Origin of the sequence: Acetivibrio sp. (assembly GCF_035371925.1) — a bacterium.
GTDB lineage: Bacteria > Bacillota > Clostridia > Acetivibrionales > Acetivibrionaceae > Hungateiclostridium.
Genome location: NZ_DAORXT010000012.1, coordinates 24,818 through 47,024, shown reverse-complemented (window position 1 = coordinate 47,024; position 22,207 = coordinate 24,818). Strand labels below are relative to the sequence as shown.

General features: G+C 39.3%; 23 protein-coding genes, 2 tRNA genes and 1 riboswitch. Of the genes, 4 read left to right on the top strand and 21 right to left on the bottom strand.

Going from position 1 to position 22,207, the window contains the following annotated elements; all coding sequences use genetic code 11:
* Positions 1-550 precede the first annotated feature (550 nt).
* Both PLH43_RS03270 and PLH43_RS03265 read right to left on the bottom strand, forming a co-directional pair.
* A tRNA-Gly gene (locus PLH43_RS03270) sits at positions 551-624 on the bottom strand.
* Positions 625-699: 75 nt separating this feature from the next.
* A tRNA-Gly gene (locus tag PLH43_RS03265) sits at positions 700-774 on the bottom strand.
* Positions 775-1,130: 356 nt separating this feature from the next.
* Between PLH43_RS03265 and PLH43_RS03260 the strand changes: the two genes are divergently transcribed.
* Complete coding sequence (locus PLH43_RS03260; RefSeq protein ID WP_324360053.1) at positions 1,131-1,748, top strand: PilZ domain-containing protein; 618 nt, start codon at positions 1,131-1,133, stop codon at positions 1,746-1,748.
* 67 nt (positions 1,749-1,815) lie between these two features.
* Here the strand turns inward: PLH43_RS03260 and ribE (PLH43_RS03255) are convergent, their stop codons facing one another.
* The 5 genes from ribE (PLH43_RS03255) to PLH43_RS03235 all read right to left on the bottom strand — a co-directional run bounded on the left by ribE (PLH43_RS03255) (position 1,816) and on the right by PLH43_RS03235 (position 6,147).
* The gene (gene ribE / locus PLH43_RS03255) at positions 1,816-2,283 is read right to left on the bottom strand and encodes a 6,7-dimethyl-8-ribityllumazine synthase (RefSeq protein ID WP_324360051.1); all 468 of its coding nucleotides are present in this window, start codon (positions 2,281-2,283) and stop codon (positions 1,816-1,818) included.
* Positions 2,273-3,514, bottom strand: a complete 1,242-nt coding sequence (locus tag PLH43_RS03250) for a bifunctional 3,4-dihydroxy-2-butanone-4-phosphate synthase/GTP cyclohydrolase II (protein WP_324360049.1) — start codon at positions 3,512-3,514, stop codon at positions 2,273-2,275. Before PLH43_RS03250 ends, ribE (PLH43_RS03255) begins: the two co-directional genes overlap by 11 nt.
* Before the next feature lie 39 nt (positions 3,515-3,553).
* Positions 3,554-4,207: a riboflavin synthase gene (gene ribE, locus PLH43_RS03245; RefSeq protein ID WP_324360047.1), complete on the bottom strand. Its 654-nt coding sequence runs from the start codon at positions 4,205-4,207 to the stop codon at positions 3,554-3,556.
* A 73-nt stretch (positions 4,208-4,280) separates the two neighbouring features.
* Entirely contained in the window at positions 4,281-5,393 is a 1,113-nt protein-coding gene (ribD, locus tag PLH43_RS03240) for a bifunctional diaminohydroxyphosphoribosylaminopyrimidine deaminase/5-amino-6-(5-phosphoribosylamino)uracil reductase RibD (protein WP_324360055.1), read from the bottom strand.
* A 97-nt stretch (positions 5,394-5,490) separates the two neighbouring features.
* A riboswitch (FMN riboswitch) is annotated at positions 5,491-5,642 on the bottom strand.
* Between the two features lie 109 nt (positions 5,643-5,751).
* The gene (locus PLH43_RS03235; protein WP_324360045.1) at positions 5,752-6,147 is read right to left on the bottom strand and encodes a secondary thiamine-phosphate synthase enzyme YjbQ; all 396 of its coding nucleotides are present in this window, start codon (positions 6,145-6,147) and stop codon (positions 5,752-5,754) included.
* A gap of 251 nt (positions 6,148-6,398) precedes the next feature.
* Between PLH43_RS03235 and trmB the strand changes: the two genes are divergently transcribed.
* Positions 6,399-7,055: a tRNA (guanosine(46)-N7)-methyltransferase TrmB gene (trmB, locus tag PLH43_RS03230; protein ID WP_324360043.1), complete on the top strand. Its 657-nt coding sequence runs from the start codon at positions 6,399-6,401 to the stop codon at positions 7,053-7,055.
* Positions 7,056-7,108: 53 nt separating this feature from the next.
* On the opposite strand, the gene PLH43_RS03225 is transcribed toward trmB, so the two are convergent.
* The 3 genes from PLH43_RS03225 to PLH43_RS03215 are packed head-to-tail and all read right to left on the bottom strand — an operon-like array spanning position 7,109 to position 10,766.
* Positions 7,109-8,278, bottom strand: a complete 1,170-nt coding sequence (locus tag PLH43_RS03225) for an iron-containing alcohol dehydrogenase (RefSeq protein ID WP_324360041.1) — start codon at positions 8,276-8,278, stop codon at positions 7,109-7,111.
* A gap of 25 nt (positions 8,279-8,303) precedes the next feature.
* Positions 8,304-9,071 carry a hypothetical protein gene (locus PLH43_RS03220; RefSeq protein WP_324360039.1) on the bottom strand — a complete coding sequence of 256 codons (768 nt, stop codon included), beginning with the start codon at positions 9,069-9,071 and terminating at the stop codon, positions 8,304-8,306.
* Positions 9,072-9,128: 57 nt separating this feature from the next.
* The gene (locus tag PLH43_RS03215; RefSeq protein WP_324360037.1) at positions 9,129-10,766 is read right to left on the bottom strand and encodes a phosphate ABC transporter substrate-binding/OmpA family protein; all 1,638 of its coding nucleotides are present in this window, start codon (positions 10,764-10,766) and stop codon (positions 9,129-9,131) included.
* A 318-nt stretch (positions 10,767-11,084) separates the two neighbouring features.
* On the opposite strand from PLH43_RS03215, the gene metF reads away from it, so the two are divergent.
* Entirely contained in the window at positions 11,085-11,954 is an 870-nt protein-coding gene (gene metF, locus PLH43_RS03210) for a methylenetetrahydrofolate reductase [NAD(P)H] (protein WP_324360035.1), read from the top strand.
* Between the two features lie 52 nt (positions 11,955-12,006).
* Here metF and PLH43_RS03205 read toward each other — a convergent pair whose 3' ends face one another.
* Both PLH43_RS03205 and PLH43_RS03200 read right to left on the bottom strand, forming a co-directional pair.
* Positions 12,007-12,768: a site-2 protease family protein gene (locus tag PLH43_RS03205; RefSeq protein ID WP_324360033.1), complete on the bottom strand. Its 762-nt coding sequence runs from the start codon at positions 12,766-12,768 to the stop codon at positions 12,007-12,009.
* 164 nt (positions 12,769-12,932) lie between these two features.
* Positions 12,933-13,808, bottom strand: a complete 876-nt coding sequence (locus tag PLH43_RS03200) for a M23 family metallopeptidase (protein WP_324360031.1) — start codon at positions 13,806-13,808, stop codon at positions 12,933-12,935.
* Positions 13,809-14,047: 239 nt separating this feature from the next.
* Between PLH43_RS03200 and PLH43_RS03195 the strand changes: the two genes are divergently transcribed.
* Positions 14,048-14,311, top strand: a complete 264-nt coding sequence (locus PLH43_RS03195) for a YkuS family protein (RefSeq protein WP_324360029.1) — start codon at positions 14,048-14,050, stop codon at positions 14,309-14,311.
* Positions 14,312-14,368: 57 nt separating this feature from the next.
* Here PLH43_RS03195 and PLH43_RS03190 read toward each other — a convergent pair whose 3' ends face one another.
* The 9 genes from PLH43_RS03190 to PLH43_RS03150 all read right to left on the bottom strand — a co-directional run bounded on the left by PLH43_RS03190 (position 14,369) and on the right by PLH43_RS03150 (position 22,184).
* On the bottom strand, positions 14,369-14,764 hold the full coding sequence (locus PLH43_RS03190; protein WP_324360027.1) for a methylglyoxal synthase: 396 nt from the start codon (positions 14,762-14,764) through the stop codon (positions 14,369-14,371).
* 18 nt (positions 14,765-14,782) lie between these two features.
* The gene (minE, locus tag PLH43_RS03185) at positions 14,783-15,067 is read right to left on the bottom strand and encodes a cell division topological specificity factor MinE (protein ID WP_324360025.1); all 285 of its coding nucleotides are present in this window, start codon (positions 15,065-15,067) and stop codon (positions 14,783-14,785) included.
* Positions 15,068-15,080: 13 nt separating this feature from the next.
* A complete protein-coding gene (gene minD, locus PLH43_RS03180; protein WP_324360023.1) occupies positions 15,081-15,881 on the bottom strand; it encodes a septum site-determining protein MinD in 801 nt (266 codons plus the stop codon).
* A 252-nt stretch (positions 15,882-16,133) separates the two neighbouring features.
* Complete coding sequence (gene minC / locus PLH43_RS03175) at positions 16,134-16,817, bottom strand: septum site-determining protein MinC (RefSeq protein ID WP_324360021.1); 684 nt, start codon at positions 16,815-16,817, stop codon at positions 16,134-16,136.
* A gap of 67 nt (positions 16,818-16,884) precedes the next feature.
* Complete coding sequence (gene mrdA / locus PLH43_RS03170; protein WP_324360019.1) at positions 16,885-19,014, bottom strand: penicillin-binding protein 2; 2,130 nt, start codon at positions 19,012-19,014, stop codon at positions 16,885-16,887.
* Positions 19,015-19,113: 99 nt separating this feature from the next.
* Complete coding sequence (mreD, locus tag PLH43_RS03165) at positions 19,114-19,629, bottom strand: rod shape-determining protein MreD (protein WP_324360017.1); 516 nt, start codon at positions 19,627-19,629, stop codon at positions 19,114-19,116.
* Complete coding sequence (gene mreC, locus PLH43_RS03160; RefSeq protein ID WP_324360015.1) at positions 19,626-20,480, bottom strand: rod shape-determining protein MreC; 855 nt, start codon at positions 20,478-20,480, stop codon at positions 19,626-19,628. The genes mreD and mreC overlap by 4 nt, the downstream gene beginning before the upstream one ends.
* 16 nt (positions 20,481-20,496) lie before the next feature.
* Positions 20,497-21,519 (bottom strand): rod shape-determining protein, encoded by a 1,023-nt coding sequence (locus tag PLH43_RS03155; protein WP_324360012.1) that lies wholly within the window; start codon positions 21,517-21,519, stop codon positions 20,497-20,499.
* A gap of 71 nt (positions 21,520-21,590) precedes the next feature.
* The gene (locus tag PLH43_RS03150) at positions 21,591-22,184 is read right to left on the bottom strand and encodes a Maf family protein (RefSeq protein WP_324360010.1); all 594 of its coding nucleotides are present in this window, start codon (positions 22,182-22,184) and stop codon (positions 21,591-21,593) included.
* Between the last annotated feature and the right edge of the window lie 23 nt (positions 22,185-22,207).

Sequence of the window (22,207 nt, the reverse complement as noted above, 5' to 3'; positions counted from 1 at the left end):
CTATTTTAGCGTGGTTATGGGCTCTTTTTCCCTCTTCTAACTGCAAAATTCAGGTCTCAGCAAACGCTGCTGCCGGCAAAAAGGCAGTGACAAGGAGCAAAACAGCCAGTAGAAATGAAATTTTCCCTTTTGACATTTTAATAACCCCCTTAAAATAATTTAATGGATTGGCCTGACCCGGTAAAACATTTATTGTAATTAAAATTATAGAATATATATAGCGTATACATACTATAATTTTAATACAATATCCTAATATTTAGATTGCATTAAGCCAAAAATTCTATAAAAAGTATTAACATTTTACCAAAGTATAGGAAGCCCTAAGAACTACTGCAACCGGAATCTATACAATGAAGAGAGTTTGACATTATCATAAGAAATATTGCATTTATACATATATGAGCAAAAGCAATTAATTCTATATATATTATACCATTATAAGTATAAGATTTCAATATTTTTAAAAAGGAAAATAGATATATTTTTTAGCAGGGTATAGATGATATGCAAAAAAAAATTATGTATAATTTGTATACATAATTTTTTTTGGAGCGGGTGAAGGGAATCGAACCCTCGCAATCAGCTTGGAAGGCTGATGTTCTACCATTGAACTACACCCGCAAATATTTTTTAATTCCCTCAAAAAGAATTAATTATTGTCAGGATAACTTTTTCAAGCTATCCTGACATAAAATTTGGAGCGGGTTACGAGATTTGAACTCGCGACTTTCACCTTGGCAAGGTGACACTCTACCGCTGAGTTAAACCCGCACAACCAATTCGCAAGAGTTATTATACCTGTATCAAAGTTTTTTGTCAAGGATTTATTAAAAGAAATTTTTCACTTTTTTTTTCGCTTTTTTTATAGCATAAATTTTAAAAAAAATAAAATATATATGTTAATCATTCTCAATTAATGTTATAATGTAATTAATACTTTGTCTTTTTATCATATTTTCATGCAATGTACAGCCGGATTTACTAAATGTTTTATTGTTCTTTTGCATTTTATGGTGTATTATAAGTATTACAGGCTTTCTGAATTTGGTGATTTTTAGCTGTTCGTTCAATAAACTTGCGATTTATAAATAAATCGATAAACTTCTTTGAATAATGGAGTGATAAACATGGAAATAAGAGTTGGCGATCTCGTATCTATACGTCATTTTTCCGGTACAAAGCTTTTTAAAAGTCTGGTGCTCGAGTCAAACAACAACGTGATACTTTTAAAGCTCATGGAAGATGTCGCTCTTCTCAACTGTTCAAAAGGAGACCCTGTAGTTCTCGGTTCCGAATCGGAGAATAATGTTTATATCTCCAGCTGTACAACCTTAAATACAGACAAACAGCAAAACACTTTGGAGCTTAAAATCGACAATTACGAGACAACATCAAACAAAAGACTTTTTGTAAGATTTCCAGTGTCATTGTACGCAGAAGCCCGAATCGGCCAGTCCACCAAAAAGTATCTTACCATCATAAAAAATATCAGCTTCAACGGAATGATGATTCACACAAAAGAAGATTTTCCATTGTTTCAGGAGCTTAAATTCGATATTCGTGCCGAGATTCCCATACATTTAAAAGCTACTATCATCAGAAAGGTAAAAGATGAATATAATTACGAATATGGTTTGAAAATCAATTATACCGATGTACATACCCCGAATCTTTTAAAGAAATACCTGATTCTTTTGAAAAAAGAGCAGGAGGAATTTATTAAAAAGTTTAAAGAAGAACAATGACACGTTATATATAAAAATTAAAAATAAAAAGAAGGGTCTTTTTTAAAAGGCCCTTCTTGCGCTGTTTTTATATCATCTTAAGCAAATTTGCCATCTCAATTGCCGTAATTGCTGCATCATAGCCTTTGTTTCCTGCTTTGGTTCCCGCTCTTTCAATGGCCTGTTCGATGGTGTCCGTGGTAAGAACTCCAAAAGCTATCGGAATTCCCGTATCCAGCGATACTTTTGCAATTCCCTTTGACATTTCGCTGGACACATAGTCAAAATGAGGTGTTGAACCCCTTATAACGGCACCTATGCAAATAATGGCGTCAAATTTCTTTGAATTTGCCATCTTCTGAGCTGCAAGAGGTATTTCAAAAGCCCCCGGAACCCATGAAATTTCAATATCCTCTTCGGATGCTCCATGCCTTAAAAGTCCGTCAATTACTCCTCCTAAGAGCTTACTGCCGATAAATTCGTTAAAACGTCCTACAACCACTCCGAATTTCAAACCTGAAGCTATAAGTTTTCCTTCATTTGTTTTAATTGCCATCTAATTTTCCCTCCTGATGTTCTATTGTGTTTATACCGTTTAACAAATGCCCCATTTTCTCCTTCTTGGTTTTTAAGTAGAAACTGTTAACTGAGTTTTCTTTTATCTCAATGGGCACTCTTTCAACTATCTCCAGTCCATACCCCCCAAGTCCGATCAGCTTTTTGGGGTTGTTGGTAAGAAGTCTTATTTTCTTTATCCCAAGGTCACATAATATCTGTGCACCTATACCGTATTCCCGAAGGTCGGGAGGAAATCCCAAAAGCACATTGGCTTCAACAGTATCCTTGCCTTCATCCTGAAGCTCATATGCCCTAATCTTGTTTATAAGCCCAATTCCACGGCCCTCCTGCCTCATATATAAAAGTACGCCCTTATCTTCTTTTCCTATCATTTCCATAGCCCTATTGAGCTGTTCACCGCAATCACACCTTAAGGAATGAAATGCATCTCCCGTAAGGCACTCGGAATGCACTCTCACCATTACAGGTTCATCAGAATTTGCCACATCTCCTTTTACCAAGGCCACATGGTGCTCTCCGTTTATAGCGTTTTCATAGGCAACTATTTTAAAATCCCCATAGTCCGTGGGAAGCTTTGCCTCCGCCGCTCTTTTTATCAACTTTTCGTTGTTTCTTCTGTATTTTATAAGGTCTGCTATGGTAATTATCTTTAGCCCGTGTTTTTTTGAAAACTCTATAAGCTGCGGTGCTCTTGCCATGGTTCCGTCATCATTCATAACTTCACATATTACACCCGCAGGGTAGAGTCCTGCCAATCTCGCAAGGTCCACCGCAGCTTCGGTATGGCCTGCGCGCTTAAGTACTCCGCCGTCTTTTGCAATCAAGGGAAAAACATGGCCGGGTCTTACAAAATCCTCAGGCTTGGCATCGGGATTTGAAAGCTCCTTCATTGTTTTTGCTCTTTCAAAAGCCGAAATACCGGTAGTGGTGCTTTTATGATCCACTGTCACCGTAAAGGCTGTTCTCATGCGCTCGCTGTTTTTCGTCACCATTAATTCCAGTCCCAATTCCTTAGCTCTGGCCTCAGTTATTGGAGCACAAATCATACCCCTTCCGTATGTTGCCATAAAATTTACATGCTCCGGTGTAACCGTCTGGGCTGCCATAAGCAAGTCGCCTTCATTCTCTCTGTCCTCATCGTCAACCACCACAACCATTTTTCCCTGTCGAATATCTTCTATAGCGGATTCGATTGTATCAAATTTCATAAAAACGCCTCCTAGAATAATCATCTTTGTATATTGAATTTATGCAAATCCGTGCTCTCGTAAAAAATCCACAGTCAAAGCCTTTTTTTCTTCATTTTGAGGAGAATTTAGGCCCATCAGCTTCTCAACATACTTTCCCAGCATGTCACATTCAATATTTATTCTGTCGCCAATTTTTTTTGACCCCAATATTGTAACCGATGCAGTATGAGGAATGAGGGAAACCTTAAAGCTGTTTTCATCCACATATGCAGCAGTAAGACTGACACCATCCAAGGCAACCGAGCCTCTTAACACAATGTATTTCAATATGTCCGAAGGCGCGGAAATCTCAAGCCAAATGGCATTGTCCTCCTCTTCTTTGGACAATATCATCCCGGTACCGTCAATATGACCGCTGACAATATGCCCACCCATCCTGTCAACAGGCCTTAGAGCTCTTTCAAGATTCACCTTTTCTCCCGCTCTCAAGTTCCCCAAATTTGTCTTTCTCATAGTCTGGGGCATAACATCCGCAGTAAAGGCACCTTTATCAAGGGATGTCACCGTAAGACAGATGCCGTTTACAGCTATGCTGTCTCCAACCTTTACATCATCCAAAATTTTTTCACACTTTATAGCCAATTTTATAGACTTGCTGCCGTAAATTATTTCCTTCACCAAGCCAATTTCTTCCACTATACCTGTAAACACAGTTTCCTCCTGATTAAAATCCCTTTATCTTTATAGCAATTTAATCTAAAAAAATCTTTTCTGTGGCAAGCATCTATTGCCCCGGTATATATCCTTCCAAAAGTATATCTTCTCCCACTTTTACAACGCTTATATTTTTTACGCCTATGGCTTCACACATTCTTAAAGCTCCAATTCCTCCAACAGATGTGGGAGCATTCTCCCCGCCAACTATCTTTGGAGAAACAAAACACATTACCTTGTCTACTATCCCGGACGAAATAGCAGAGCTGTTCAGCGTTCCTCCACCTTCCAACAATACGCTGTCAATTTCAAGCTTGTAAAGCTCATCCATAAGAACCCCAAGGTCCACTCTTCCGTCACTGCCGTCAGCTTTAATTATCTTTACCCCTTTGTCGATTAGCATCTTTTCCTTTTCCTTGTCAATACGTGAGGTAGTGGCAAGTATAACTCCCGCTTTGGAAGTAGAATTTATAACATTGCAGTCAAGGGGAATTGAGCCTTTGCTGTCCACAACTATCCTTACAGGGTCGCTTCCTTCCTTGTCGGGAAGTCTTGTGGTAAGATACGGATTATCCTTTAACACGGTATTAATCCCCACCATAATTGCTGCAACCCTGTCTCTTACGACATGGACAAGGTTTCTTGCTTTTTCTCCCGTCACCCATTTGGAATCTCCTGAAGCTGTGGCTATCTTGCCGTCTAAAGTCATTGCCGTTTTTAAAATTACAAAAGGCTTTTTTCTTACAATGTAGCTTATAAATATTTCGTTAAGCCTTATCGCCTCTTCCTCAAGAACCCCTACTTCAACCTCAATTCCTGCGTTCTGAAGCATTTTAAAGCCTCTTCCCGACACTTTCGGGTTTGGGTCCTTTATAGCCGCAACCACTTTTTTAATACCCATATCAATAATCTTTTGAGCACAGGGGGGAGTCCTGCCAAAATGGGAACACGGCTCTAAGTTAACATACAAAGTGCCTCCGGATACGTCCTCCTTTGCATTGTTAAATGCCTCCACTTCAGCATGGGGGCAGCCCAACTTTGTGTGATAACCTTCTGCAATTATCCTTCCATCCTTGACAATAACCGCTCCCACCAAAGGATTGGGATTGGTTTTCCCCCATCCAAGCTTCGCAAGTTTGATGGCCCTACTCATGAAAAACTCATTTTCACTCACGTTAATCACCATTCATCCTGTTTAAACTATATTAAATTAAAACGTAAAATCAAAGCTCCCTTGAGATATCTTCCCAGGGAGCGTCACTTCTAAACAAAAAATAACACCTTATCTTCTCCCATCCAGACTTAATGTATTTAGAAAATACATCTCACTGTCGGCTCCGGACTTTGACCGGATCAACCAAATCGGCTCGCGGGCTCACAGTCAATACTGTCTACCGCCGGTAAGGAATCTCACCTATCCCTGAAGATAAATCAATTTTGGGTATATTCAAATTTTAAGTAAAATATATCACAACCGTTCCCTATAGTCAAGGAATATTAAGCTAAAAAAACTACTTATAAATATTGGGATTTATTAACCGTCAGGAGGTTATCTTTACATATACTTCCCTGTTTCTCGGCCCGTCAAATTCACAAAAATATATGCCCTGCCATGTACCCAGCAAAAGTCTTGAGTTTTCAATAATTACCTGCTGCGAAAAGCCAAACAGGCTTGCCTTTATATGGGCCGCAGAATTGCCTTCTCCGTGGGAATAACCGTCATCAAAAGGAACAATTTTATTTATCTCCATCAAAATGTCCGATACCACATCCGGGTCTGCATTTTCATTTATTGTAATTCCGGCCGTGGTATGGGGAACAAAAACAGTACATATTCCGGATTTTACCCCGGACCTTTCCACAACCTGCTGAATCTTTGAAGTTATATCAATCATAGCTGTTCTTGACGGCGTTCTTATGCTAAGTCTTTCCAACATTGTCCCACTCCTTGTCCTTTATTTCTATAGTATTTCACTTCTATCTTATTTATAATTCTATTTCTTCATCAATTTTTCCGCAAGGGCATTTAAATCTTTTTTAAAGGTTATCTTAAAAAACTTTGGATATACTAATTAAATTAATAGGTTGCATTTTTATTCAAACCGCCTTAAAATAATTTGAGTGATAGCTTTCATAAATAAAGACTATAAACTCCAACATAATTTCAGATTAATAGCGAGGTAATGATATGCGACTGAGAAAGAAACCATGGGCAAGACCGGCATTGGAAGCATGCAGCTTTTTTGTTGTCAACCCAACGGAATACAAAGGGAAATGGCGTGAGGTATTCGGCAACTCCAACGAGATATGGTTGGAGCTTGGATGCGGCAAAGGAGGTTTTATTTCAAAGCTTGCCTCTTCCAATCTCGATAAAAATTTTATTGCCGTTGATATTAAAGATGAGGTGCTGGTTTTGGCAAAACAGAAAATTGAACAGGAATATGGTTTGATTAACGCCGAGACACGAAATATCCGGCTTATGGCCCACGAAATAATGCTCATTCATAAAATGCTGGATGAGAACGATGCAATCAGCAGAATTTATATAAATTTTTGCAACCCTTGGCCTAAAAATTCGCACAAGACAAGGCGACTTACGCACCCAAACCAGTTAAACCAGTACAGAGCATTCCTGATTCCCAACGGGCAAATCCGGTTTAAAACCGATGATACGGCGTTGTTTCAGGATTCTATACGTTATTTTGAACAATGCGGCTTTCATATCAATTATCTAACTGAGGACTTGCATGCAAGCGGCTTTGAAGATAATATCGAAACAGAGCATGAAAGAATGTTTTTAGAGCAAGGCTTAAAAATTAAGTTTCTCATCGCCGAAAAAATATAAAGAGGACATAAACGTCCTCTTTATATTTTAATCTAATATTAAATTCATTGGGTTTATCTTGCAAGCTTTAAAATATTATATACATCTTCACGATTGAGCTTCACGAAGTTTCCAATTGTGGATTTTCCGCCGTTCGTGCATTTTGATGCCATTTCCTCCAACCTGTTGTCCCCTATGTTCATTTCCTTTAATGAAACGGGAAGACCTATCTTTTTAAAGAATTGCTTGAGTCGCTCTATACCTTCTAAGGCCGTTCTTTCCGGCTCCTCAAAATTCATTTCCACGTTCCAAACCCTTACGGCAAATTGTACAAACCTATCCAAGTTATTCTTGTAAACATATTTCATCCATGCCGGAAATACCACCGCAAGACCGGCTCCATGGGCCACATCGTAAATCGCACTGATTTCATGCTCGATATTATGGGATGCCCAGTCCTCAATCCTTCCAGTACCCAAAAGCCCATTGTGCGCAACTGTACCTGCCCACATAATCTCCGCCCTTGCATTATAGTTGTCCGGCTCCTCCAAAGCAATGGGCACATTCTTAATCATAGTTTTAAGCGTTGCCTCACAGAGTCTGTCCGTTAAATCCGTATGGGTTACATTCGTAAAATATCTTTCCATTATATGCGCCATAATATCAGCAGTACCGCACGCTGTCTGATATTCGGGAAGTGTATAGGTCAATTCCGGATTCATAATTGAAAATACGGGCATTATCAATTTCGAATACATTCCCCTCTTGTAAAGCCCGTCTTCTTTGGTTATTACAGAGTTGGGACTTGCCTCACTTCCTGCCGCGGGTATGGTCAAAACCACACCAATGGGAAGGGCTTCTTTCGGTTGGGCCTTGCCGCTGAAAAAGTCCCACACATCCCCGTCATACGGTAGACCGACTGCTATGGCTTTAGCCGAATCGATGGCACTGCCGCCGCCTACCGCCAGAATAAAATCAATTCCCTTTTCACGGCAGATTTTTATACCCTCGTTTACAAGTCCAAGTCTCGGATTGGGCATGACACCTCCAAGCTCAACCGCCTCAACCCCTGCCTGTCTGAGAGAATCAATCACTCTATCATACAAACCGGTCTTTTTTATGCTGCCTCCTCCATAATGGAGCAGCACTTTTTTGCCGTATTTTTTAACTTCTTCCCCAACCTTTAGCTCCGTTCCTCTGCCGAATATTATCTTCGTAGGATTCTCAAAAGTAAAGTTTATCATAAACTTCCTCCTCTTAAGCATCTAATCACAGCCTTAGTTTCTCGTTTCTGTGGGATGTCAATACGTTATCTAAAGCAATTGCCTCGTTTATCACATTGTCAATATCCTCAACGATAGGATCCGCGTTTGAGTTGGATACAATCTGATGTTTGAACATAAGTATGGCACTCTCAATATAGTCCAGTTTGGAGCTTATCATTTCCAGTTCGATTTTTTGGTTTTGTATTCTTTCAAGTATCTTTTCATCAAGCTCCACAGCCCTCTGCAAATCTTCTACAGCCTTCGGGTTGGTAAGAAATTCCTGTTTCTTTTTGTTGGCGTTTATTCGTTCTATGAACTTTTGAGCATTGACAGAATTTATTTCGCGGATTCTCATATTATAGTTCATCATCAGCTTAAAATAAACAATAACAAGATTTAAGGCCTGCTCCACAATACTCTGTTTTATGGGATCACTGTTGGTTTGAACGTAATACATCACCAGAGCTTGCTTCTCTTTATAGACATTCCTGATCCTTTCCCTCATTCCTCCCGGCAGAGCTCTAAAGGCATTTTGATAGAGTCTGTTGCATTCCTCATTAAGCTCCTGTATGCCTTCAATCTGTACGTCCGCATTAAACTCTTTCACAAACTTGGGGTCAGTTAGAGTCTGGTACATAAAGTATATATAAGCCGCAGCTCCTATCAAAAAGAAAGGTAAGTTTTGAGTCGTTAAGAATACCCCAAGTACTACAGCAAGTAAAAGAATATTTTTAAATTTTGTAGCTGCCTTAATAAACATTTTAAATTTCATAAGCCATACTTTCCCTCCAAATTTATAATCAGCACATCAAAATACTCCAAAACACTGTTAATTCTGAATCTCCCTGGTCAGAATAAATTCCGTCCTTCTGTTTTTTGCCCTGTCCTCTTCGGTAAGCTCGTTTGAAACCACAGGCCTGTATTCTCCCCAGCCTCTTGTAACTATTCTATTCTCATCCACACCTTTTTGCACTAAATATTTCTTAACCTCCGTTGCTCTATCCTTTGACAGCTTTAGATTTGCTTCATCACTTCCGACAGAGTCCGTGTGGGCATCAACAATAAGATAATATTCCGGAAATTGCGAAAGTATATCCAAAACTTCATCGAGAACAGGTATGGATTCCGATTTAACCGTAGCCTTTCCCGAATCATAATATACAGGCGGAATATCCACTTTTGCCACTCTCTCGGTGTTCCGCTCTATACTTTGCTCGTTCTGCTCCTTAAACACCTTCTTCTCACCGTCTGTCTGCCCGTTGCTTTCAGAAGTTTCCGTATCAACAACTCCCACCAAAAGTTCCTCGTCATTATTCAGTTTTTCCAAATAGTCGCTGCTAAATACATAATCTGACGCAACAAAACCTTTACTCATATCCCCATATCTTTTCCATGTTTCAACCGTATCGTTTATTATTGAACTGAGCCTGTCTTTGCTGCCATTTATACCAAAATATTCCAAGTTGTCATTCAGCGACATAAGTTTTATATCTTTGAAAGATGCTTCTACTTCTTCTTTGCTAACCGGCCCGTATTCCTCATTCTCACTCATCAATTCCGAAAGCTTTTCATAAGCCCTGTCAGGCTTTTCTATTATATATTTTGAAGCGGCAAACCAAGTCCTGAGGAAATCCTCTACCTTTTTAGGATTTAATTCGGCATAATCTTTATTGACAACCAATACCGTAGGCACCAAGTCAGGTACTTCTTTGGTATTTATAAGGACCTTGACCGAGCCGGGCTTCCTAGAATTTATTTCATTTACCGCAACATTCATATCGGGACTCCATGATACGATAAGATCCGAATATCCCGATTTTAAATCTTCGATTACTTCCGACATGTCTTCCCTTTCAACCGGCTCTATATCCTGATATCTTAAACCGACCAGACGCAAGAATTTATTTAATATAAATTTACCGGTACCGTTTGCAACATAGGATACCCTTCTGCCTTCCATGTCATTTAAATCTTTTACTTCCGATTTTGCAACAATACCATCGGCTCCACGGGAAAAATCCGTAATACCTACTATCACTGCCGAATCAGGATATTGCTCCTGAAATCTCATAAAAGACGGAAGAGACATCTCGGTAGCATGAATTCTACCTTCGCTCAACGCCTGTATTCTGTCACTGTCAGCAGATATGTATTTTATATTCAAATCCAAAGAATAGTCATCGTTGTAACCTCTGCTCAATCCGATTAAAATCGGTGTTCCCCCAATCCAACTATCCAACCCCACAGTAAATTCATCATCTGAAGGTATGATATAGTCGCCAAATATCTCATCAAAAATGTCATCATCTGTCGGACTGGGAATCCACCCCTGCACGTTTCCATCATTTCCCCCTTTATTAGAACCCCCGTTCCCCGGAAGATCCTTAAAATAAAAGGCGGCAAAGGCTGCAGCAACTACGAGTAAAAATATTATAACATTACCCCACTTTATTCTGATTCCCTGCATTTTAGTCCTCCTGTAATAAAAATAAATATAGTTATATGAGCATTATAAACTATTATACCCTAAAACTTCAACTATTAGTTTCTTATAGTACGCATATATTTTCTAAAAAATATTAAATAAAAAATTAATTTAATAAAATTCTGTATGCAAATTTTCAATATAAAAATAATTGCATTGCCGAGCAATATCTTTTTTTCCCAAACTTGACAGCTCAAGGCTCTGTGCTATAATTATTCTAACAATACAATAATAATATTAATTTTAAAAAGCCACACATCGATTTTAATAATACAAGATTCTTTCTTCCGGAGGTCAATTATGAACTTAGTGAATTTGTTCAAAAAAAAGAAACCAGTTATTTCTTTTGAAATCTTTCCTCCAAAGCTTGATACCCCCATTGAGTCCATATTCGGTACTCTAGAGCAGTTCAAAGAACTAAGACCTGACTTTATCAGTGTTACATACGGAGCGGGAGGAAGCGCAAAGGACAGAACCATTGATATAGCATCCAAAATCAAAAATGAATACGGCATAGAAAGTATGGCACACTTGACATGTGTCGGCCATTCCGAAAATGAAATAGATATGCTCTTAGAGTCCGTTCGTAAGCACAACCTTGAAAATATCCTTGCTCTAAGAGGGGACCCTCCGGCAAATCAACCGGATTTTGATTTTGGCAAAAATGCTTTTCAGTATGCAAGCGAACTTATTGCCCACATAAGAAAAAACAACAACTTCTGCATAGCTGCTGCCGCTTATGTGGAGGGTCATGTTAACAGCAAACGTCTTAAGGATGACCTATTATATCTTAAGCAAAAAGTTGACACCGGAGTTGATTTCCTTGTAACGCAATTATTCTTCGACAATAGGATATTCTATGATTTTCTTGACAAAACATCTTCAATAGGAATTACATGCCCAATCACTCCGGGAATAATGCCGATATTCAAGGCAGACCAGATTAAACGCATTACATCCCTTTGCGGTGCATCCCTTCCCGCAAAGCTGGTAATAATGATGGACAAGTACGGTCATAATGATGAAGATATGCGAAAGGCCGGTATTGAATACGCAAGCAATCAAATACGCGATTTAATCGATAATGGTGTGGCCGGCATACACCTTCTCACAATGAACAGGCCCAAATCCACCAGGGAAATTCTTATAAACACAGGATTGTTAAGATAATTCCAAAAGGGTGTATGTACAGGTTATTTTGCATATACCCTTTTAATTTATTTCAATCAATAGTTTCCATCAAATCCTTGAAGCTTATGTCCGCATTATATTTCATTATATTGTCCATGATTTCCTGTTCGGTAAATACCCTCACTACACGCATGTTTTCATTAACAACATATATAATATGAAATCTGTCAAAGTCCATGCTCCTTATCAGATCCCCCAAACGCGTAGATTCCAGCACTACCAATTCCCTCCCCGGATAGATTCCTTTCTTTAGAAATCTTGAGCGTTTAAAAAGCAGGTTCTTGAAATTCATTAATATCTCCCCCGGTCTGTCACTTTTTTGGAAATATAGCATATATCCAGCAATTAAAATCAAGCTGAAATTATATTTACTGATTATATATTGGAAAACTCCCAGAACCATAAGTAAAGCCGAAAATACTAAAGACAGCCTCCTTGCGTATTTGCATCCTTTAATCAGGCCCAGTCTGGAAACAAGAATATCTTTCAAAATCCTCCCGCCATCTAGAGGCAGTATCGGGAGCATGTTAAATATTGCAAGGCAAATATTGGCATAGATAAAAAAACGCATATTACGCAAAACGCCAAAATAATATGTGTCAATTATGATACAAATAATAAACATTAAAATATTTGCCAAAGGCCCGCTAAGGTTTATCAAAAGACGGTTTACTTCAATATCCGGATTTTCTTCAATAACAGCGTTTAATCCGGCAGGTGTGACCGCAACCGAAACAAGAACTCTTTTTTGCAGTACTGCCGCAGTAATGTGGGCCGCTTCGTGAATTACCATAGAAAAAAAAATCAATAAATACTCTGTCAAATAATTATTGCAATACATTATTGCGACCAGCAGGAAAAAAACAGGATAAACCTTGATTTCAAACGGTTTTTTTATAACTTTGATAAAAATATGATTATCCCCATTTCATATTTAGGATTATTTTCGTCTTAATTCTAATTTGAGGGAGACTGCATGAAATCAAGGGGATTTACTGCGTTTCCCTTCTCCCATACTTCAAAATGAAGATGAGGTTCCTGGGAAGTACCTGTATTTCCCACTTTTGCAATTGCCTCGCCTTTTGCAACGCTCTGCCCTTTGTTTACCAAGAGCTCCGAACAATGGGCATAAATCGATATTATTTCTTCCCCATGCTTGATTTTTATGTACTTTCCGTATGCTTGGCTTTCTCCGGTTTCTATTACTTCTCCTTTTGCGGCAGCTTTTATAGGAGTCCCCTTTAAAGCCTTGATATCTATTCCCTGATGGATTTCTTCCGCACCTTCAGCCGTGTATATTCTTTCACCGTGCAATGCTCCAATTATGCCGCCTACAGGTATGATAAAGGAATTATCGAAATCTTGACTGTCTGTATCTTTTTTATCCAAAGACTCTGTTTTGATTTCCGTCTCATCGGTTGTGGAAATACTTTCGACAGCTTTGACATACATGTCGTCCTCTTCCACATTCTCATATTTTTTCGGCTTGTCATTGTCTTCTTTGACAATACTGTCTTCATTAGCACCTTCTCTATTATTTCTGGCATTTTCCAAAAAGCCGTCAATACTGCCAAACACACTTTTAATGTCAACATTATAGGACAGCATACCCTTTATCTTTTCTTTACAATAATTAGTAACCGGTGAATCGATATTCTTTATAATTACTGACACCAAAAGAATAAAGACACATACAATAGTCTTAATCGCAATCTTTTGTGCAAAGTTAAGTCTTTCCCCGTTCCCTCTTCTCCTCTTGCTTCTTCGCGACTTTCTCGGGCTTTGCTGTATATTATACCTAGGATATCTTTGTCTGAAAACAATATCATCCACACCAAGCACATCCTTTGTAAAGTATTGTTTTTACTTTCCGGCAATGCAAAAATTCAAAGAGGACATCTTATTGCCTCGCTATATTTTGATTATATTTTGGTTGCACTTAGAATATTACACCAAATCGAATCTCAATTTATTTCCAATTATATTTGATAATTTCAATTGAGATAATATTAAATGATGCTGCTTTCTAACATTTGTGAGCAACAAGGAATTTAGCATTAGGAGGTGGAATTGTGAAGCCCAGAATTGCAATAGAAGAAAACCTGACACCTATAGAAGAATTTCTTTCGGAAAAAGGATATGAAGTTGAAAATATCGATTTTACAGATGCAGAAGAAATATCAAGCCTCATTGATGAGTTTGACGCTTTTGTGGTAACAGGTTTAGATACAAATATGCTTGGAATAGATGATGTCGAAACAGACGCAATTATTATCGATGCTGCCGGAATGACCCCGGAACAGGTGTATGACGAACTGGAAGCAAGACTTGAATAAATGCAAAACTTCACAAGGACCCGGCCTTTTTGTGCCGGAGTCCTTTTTAATGCCGCCTTATTTTTTAATAAGTTCTCTCCAATCAAGGTCCCCTCTTTCAAGACCTCTTATGAGCATTTCAGCCGTACCCAAATTTGTGGCAAAGGGTATGTTATTAATATCACATTCTCTTAACAATGAGTGAATGTCCGGTTCATCGGATTTGGCGCTAATGGGATCTCTGAAGAAAATAACCAAGTCCAATTCATTATAGGCTGCTCTGGCACTAATCTGCTGTTCACCCATAAGCCCAGGTAAAAACTTATGAACATTGAGTCCAGTAGCCTCAACTATCATTGCCCCTGTTGTACCCGTTGCAAAAAGAGTATGATTTTTCAGTATACTCCTGTAGGCAATACAAAATGAAGCCATTAATTCTTTTTTCTTGTCATGAGCAATTAACGCAATATTCATAAGAACCCATCCAATATTTTATTTGCCGCTGTTTTTGACGCTTCTAATAGGAATGTTTGCAACCAACGCAGGTACAACCGAGTCTCCATCTTCACTCTTTGTCCGTGTCATCTGGATATCCAGTGAGTCTTCATCCACGTCCATATAATTGGAGATGACCTTGATAATTTCCCCTTTTACCATCTCCAAAAACTGAGGAGAAACGTTTGCTCTGTCGTGAATCAGCACCAGCTTAAGCCTTTCCTTGGCAAGATCCTTTGAATTTTTGGATTTGCCAAATAATTTCGATAAATCTAGCAACATAGGTCTCATCCTCTCAATTTACTTTTAACCCTAAAAACTTTTTGATTTTAAACATAAACCCATCTTCAGATCCCAAATTGAGCAAAGGAACATCCTCGCCCATTATTCTCCTTGTAATTGCTCTGTACGCCTCTCCTGCTGCAGATTTGTTGTCAGTAACTGCAGGTTCGCCCTTGTTGGTGGAAACAATGATTTTTTCATCATCCGGTACTACTCCAATCAGGTCTATGGCAAGAATATCTATTATATCATCCATCGACATCATGTCGCCACGCTTTACCATATCCTGTCTTACCCTGTTTATAAGAAGCTTCGGATTTTTAAGCTCGTTTGCTTCCAAAAGCCCTATTATCCTGTCCGCATCTCTTACGGCAGAAACTTCGGGAGTTGTAACTACAATTGCCCGGTCTGCTCCGGCTATTGCGTTTTTAAATCCTTGCTCTATTCCGGCAGGACAGTCAATAAGAATATAATCAAAATCGTTTCTCAACTCTTCACACAATTTTATCATGCCCTCGGGATTTACAGCAGACTTGTCCCTTGTCTGTGCCGCAGGGAGAAGATGCAGTCCTTCAAAACGCTTGTCCTTTATCAAAGCCTGCTTGATTCTGCAGGTACCTTCAATAACATCCACCAAGTCGTACACTATCCTGTTTTCAAGACCCATGACAACGTCCAGATTTCTAAGTCCTATATCGGTATCAATTAAAACTACTTTTTTACCCTGTAGTGCCAATCCGGTTCCGATATTTGCAGTGGTTGTGGTTTTTCCCACTCCACCTTTACCGGAAGTTATTACAATGACCTCGCTCATATATATTCCTCCTACGTGTAATCAATTTCGAACGATTAAGAGATTTTTTCCTCCTCGTATGATTTATAATCAAAACAGCTTTCATGCGGTCTTAAAGAAAGTAAAAAGCACTCCATTACGGTAAAGTCTTTTCAAGCAAAACCCTTTTAGACTCTTAATTAAACTATATATTTCTTTTTTTGATTTGTCAATTCTTCATTTTTACATATAGAGTACTTTATGTTTTGTACACATCTTTAGATTGTGGAGTTTTTATCTTGCAGGCAAATACCTTTCAATATATACCATATCATCCTTGACATATGCCAATTCCGGGAAAAATTGCCCAACCGTTTCCTTCTCATCCGGTGGACGGGTAATTACATCAGCTATTCTAAGCTGCGTAGGCTGCAGATTCAAAGCAACAACCAATGCTTCCTTGTTTCCGTTTGCCCCTGCGTGAACTATGCCGCGAAGCGAACCCATAACAATAACATGCCCGGTTGCACAGACCTCGCCTCCGGGATTTACATCCCCGATTATCACAAGGTTTCCGTCAAAGCTCACCAACTGGCCCGAACGCACAGTACCTCTATGAAACTTTGTAATGCCTTCTTCCAATCCTTTGAAATAATAGTTGCTCATTCTGATTTTAAAATGGGGTCTGGGCTGCTTTTGTTCGGTTTGAACTTTCACAGGCTCCTCCGTATCCTCTTCAAGACTGTTTATTTTTGCTCCGCTTTTTTCCCTCAACAATTCCAAAAGCTTTCTTTCCTGTTCTTTCGTCAGCTTCTTCCCTCTATACTTCACAGAAAGGGTAGCCCCTTTAAAAAACCTTCCGGATGAAGCTATTTTCTCCTCAATTTGCTTAAGTATCGAATCGTAGTCTTCTTCTTCCCTCATTATAATAGTAAGCCAGTTTAATGACCCCTTGAAAATAACACTACCCTCACTCATTTAAGTAACCTCCAATATCGTGTCAATTTATCTCTATTATACATCCCGTATATAGCGAATATTCAAGTTAACGTGTAAAGCTTGGTTTATCGGTAGCAATTTTGTCTTTAGGCAGACTTTCATTGTTCACACCAAAATATTCCCTTAGTATATCCTTAGCCACAGGTGCAACCTCCGAACCCCAGACACCATGCTCTATCACTACCGCCACGGCAATCTTCGGATTGTCGGCCGGAGCATAAGCAATAAACACACCGTTTGACGATTGACCCAAATGCTCGAATCCCGTCTCCGGAGTACCGGTTTTTCCCGCGACTCTAAAGGGAAAATCGGAAAAAAGCTGATTTACTGTTCCGTCTTCGGTATTTGCAACAGCCAACATACCCTCATGAACAATTTTCATTGTTTCCTCTTTTATAGGCAGTTTCTCGTATTCAGGCTCGCTCTTTAGAACCGTTGAACCGTCATATTTGCGTATTTCCTTTACTACATGAGGCTTGTATCTTTTGCCTCCGTTTGCCAAGGTACTGACGTAATTTGCCAACTGTATCGGAGTAAATGCATTGTCAAACTGCCCAATGGCAGTTTGAGCCGTATCCGCAGGTCTCCATTCGTCATTCCTAATCTCCTTTTTGGTCTGCTTGTTTGCCCTGATCCCCTTCTGTTCCCAAGGCAGCTCAATGCCTGTATATTCGCCAAGCCCAAAGTTTTTTGCCCATAGGTCTATATTGTCAATACCCGTCTTTACTCCAAGCTCGTGAAAATAGATATTGCATGAAGTAGCCAAAGCCCTTACAACGTCGATTTTTCCATGGCCATATGTGGGATACTCCATGCACTTAAACGTCCAACCTCCTATTACATGAGTTCCCCTATCGGTGATATAGCTGTCTTGGGGAGTTATTGCCCCTGTCTCAAGTCCTGCAATGCTGCTCAGCGGTTTGAACGTGGATCCGGGAGCGTAACTTCCCTTTATGGCCCGGTTGAACAAAGGCTTGTTCTTTTCATCATTCAAAAGAGCATTTATCGTATCCTGAGCCTCTTTGTCCTGCGCTCCGGCCAAAAATACAGACGGGTCATAAGTAGGATAGCTTGCCATAGCCAGTACTTCTCCGGTGTTTACATCAATGGCAACAGCCGCTCCGGCAAAAGCATCTCCAAAGTTCTTTTTATAATCAGCCTTGGATTTGATTCTTTCAATATTCTCCTCCAGGGACTTAATCGCTGCTTTCTGAAGTCTCATATCGATTGTAAGAACAACATCATTGCCGGGTATTGCAGGCTCGCTGCTAAGCTCTGCTGTGAGCCTTCCGTTGGTGTCAACCTCAACTCTTTTCTTTCCGTTTATACCCCTAAGCTGACTTTCCTGAGTCTTCTCAATTCCTTCCTTTCCAATCATATCATTAAGGGTGTAACCGTTGTCCTTATAAATCTTATACTCATCCTCACTTATAGCACCTATATGCCCTAATACATGAGCTACCCAACTGGCATCCACATACTTTCTCTGAGGAATTATGTCAATAAGAACTCCCGGAAACTCATGACTCCTCTCTTCTATCTGGGCAACAGTTTCAGCTTTAACATCCTTGGCAACAAGCAAGGGATTGGTGGCGGAATAACCTTTTATCAGCATGTCATATTTTATAGTCATTATCTTGTATGCTTCTTCATCGGTGTATTTTTCATCAATGAAAAATTTCTTTTTAAGATATTTGAAAACATCGTCCGGGGTTTCTAAAAGCTTCATATCATCCGCTTTTACAACCATGTCCTTTTTCCATCTTTGAAGCGCATCCTCAGACTGGTTTCTAGAGCCAAAAGCTATAGGGTTGAACGTAAGGTAATAGCTTAAATTCTTTTCATAGGAATCGCCGTTTTTTTCAAATATATTTATGAGTTTTAATATCATTTCATTTTTTTGACTTTCAGTCATGCTGGTTTTTGCAATTTTTACAGTATATCCCATCCTATTAACAGCAATTGGTACACCGTTTCTGTCGACAATTTTCCCCCGGGGGGCAATAATATCCCTCTCTGCCAAAAGCTTTGTCTGGGATTGTTCATCATAGTACTCCCCATTAATAATCTGAAGGTTTACCAATTGAGCTACGATTACGGCAAAAATCAGAGTAAAGCAAATTACCATAATTCTGTATCTTTCGCCTATCTTGTCTTCCGGCTTCTTCTCACCCATACTTGAACCCTCCGTTTAATTATCCGACGTCCGGGAAACCCCCATGTACTTATTTTACTCATTATCGTAAACAATACGGTAAAAAACTTTGTCAAGGCACTAATAACGCCTTGAAAGCTTCTCTACTTCATTAGACCAACGGTTTATCTTCAAAACTATCAAAAAAATAACAATCGCTACTACACTATTGTAAACGGCCTCGGGCAAAATTACATATTTAAACGGAAAAACCAGCTGTAAAGAGCCTCTAAAAAACATACTCAGAAAATAAACAGTAAATTCATATATTATTGAAGAAATAAAAGTCGTGAAAATTGCCACCAAAACATTTTCTTTATACAATCTTTTATTAATAAAAGATATTACAAGTCCAAGATAGAGCCCCAATAGAGCATAAAAACCCAAAACCCTTCCGGAAAGCATATCCTGAGTCAATCCACACAAAAAACCAATTACAGCACCTTCAACATTATTGCCTAAAAGTGCTGCTGAAACAGTCAATATTAACAACAAATTCGGCTTGACATTGAATACACTGATACTTTCCAAAACTGTTGACTGAATTAATGCTAAAATAAACATAAGAACAGCGTATGAAATTACTTTAACCCTCATTGGTTGTCTTCGCCTACTTTTTCATAATTATTTTTGTTTTCAAGGACAAACACTTCTTCAAGCCTCTTAAAATCAACGGCCGGTTCGATAATTGCATACCTGTTGAGGTCGTTGGTTTTACGCCTGACTTCCTTGACTTTGCCTATAATAATACCTTTCGGATATATTCCTCCCAATCCTGAGGTCTCTATTGTATCGCCAACCGCTATGTCCATATCGGGAAAAATATTGTCGAGCCTGCATAGTCCCTGATTCTTAAGCTCCAAATCGCCTTTGACGAAGACCAGATCCCTCGTTTTCGAAACTCTTGCACTTACCGTACTGTCTTCGTCAATAATTGTAATTATCTTCGAGGAGAAAATATCGGTACTTATCACTCTCCCCACAAGCCCATCCTTTGTTATTACGGCAGAATCGACAGTAACACCGTCAGTTATTCCCCGGTCTATGGTAAAAGTGTTAAACCAGTTTCCCATGTCCTTGGCAATAATATTGGCACCCAGGAACTCCACATCACTAAATTGGTCCTTTATATTCAATGCCTCTTTGAGCTCTTTGTTCTTTTCCCTATAATCGGAAAGCTCCTTTACCTCTTTTTCCAGCTCGTTAATCCGCGCCTTCAGCGCTTCATTTTCCTGACTTAAGGCCTCTATATCCTGTAAGTACTTGGCAGACCCCTCTACTCTGTCCCCAATATAGTTTATAAACTCCTGAAAGGGACTTAATACAACAGTAAGAACATTGCTGACAGAATTTATCTTGCTGTTTTTTCTGGCAGACAGCCCCATTATAATCAAAATTGCCACCGTTATCGTCAGCAATATAAACAGTTTGTTTTTAAAAAAACGCAAAGAAATTATCTCCCTTCTATCTAGGTTTTCTAGGAGAAATTAACACCTTTCTTAATGTTTCTATGTCTTCAAGCACCTTTCCGGATCCCATGGCCACACAATCCAAAGGATTCTCTGCTATGGTTACAGGCATTCCCGTCTCTTCGTGAATGAGTCTGTCCAACCCGCTCAATAAAGCTCCTCCACCAGTTAGCATTATTCCCCGGTCCATTATATCAGCCGCAAGCTCCGGAGGTGTCTTTTCCAAAGTAAATTTAATAGCTTCCACTATGGAGTTTATCGGTTCTTTTATAGCTTCCATTACTTCTGACGATGTAATGACTATATTCTTGGGAAGTCCTGTAATAAGATCCCTTCCTCTTATTTCCATAGAATCTTCTTTAGCTCTAACATAGGCAGAACCTATATTCATCTTGATTTCTTCAGCAGTTCTCTCTCCTATCATTAAATTATATTCTTTTTTAATGTAGTGTACAATAGCATCATCCAGCTCATCTCCGGCAATTCTTAAAGACTTGCTTGTAACAATACCTCCAAGGGAAATAACCGCAACTTCGCTGGTGCCACCTCCGATATCGACAACCATGCTTCCCGAAGGCTCCTCAACCGGAAGATTTGCTCCTATAGCTGCCGCCATAGGCTCTTCAATAAGATAAGCCTCTTTTGCGCCGGCCTGGATGGTAGCCTCTTCAACTGCTCTTTTTTCAACTTCTGTAACCCCCGACGGAACACAGATAACAACCCTGGGCTTCCCAAACACCCCTTTTGACATGGCCTTTTTTATAAAGTACTTCAGCATGCTTTGAGTTACTTCAAAATCTGCAATAACTCCGTCCTTCATGGGCCTTATTGCCACTATGTTTCCCGGCGTTCTTCCTATCATTTCCTTTGCGGCATCACCCACCGCAAGTATTTCACCGTTCTTTGTATTTATTGCCACCACAGACGGTTCTCTTACTATAATTCCCTTGCCTTTAACATGAACCAACGTATTTGCAGTTCCCAAATCGATTCCTATGTCTCTTGTAAAAAAACCCATTATTTTCTCCTCCCGAACAATTCCAATTTATCTTTTGTAATACCCAAATACGGTTTTAGCCTGAATTTTTTTTAAAACACAGATACTCCAAAACCTTTCAGCAAATCGGAAAGTCTTGCCAGCGGCAAGCCCACCACATTAAAATAGCAGCCTTCTATTCGTTCCACAAGTATGGCTCCCTTTTCCTGGATACCGTAAGCCCCTGCCTTATCCATAGGCTCTTTTGAATCAACATATGCCAAAACAGTGTCATCCGACAACTCCTTCATCTTGACTTTGGTAACCTCTACACTTTTTTCGCTTTTAAAGTCTTTTGTATCAATTATCGCTATACCTGTCATCACTTCATGCCAGCTCCCGCTAAGGTGCTTTAACATCCTTACGGCATCGTCCCTGTCTTTAGGCTTTCCCAATATTCCATCTTTAACAACTACAGTATCTGCACCGATAACCAGATACCTATTTTTTCCGCTGTCTCTACTTTCCAATTTTTTCGCAACATCAAGCGCCTTTTTATATGCAAGATGCTGTACCAGTTCATCTGCTTTAAGATTTTCTTTGTTGCTTTCATCTATATCCGACAAAACAACCTCAAACTCAAGCCCTAACTGCCGTAACAGCTCAGATCTTCTAGGTGATGCAGAAGCCAGAACAATTCGTATCATATCCACCTCATACAAACAAACCT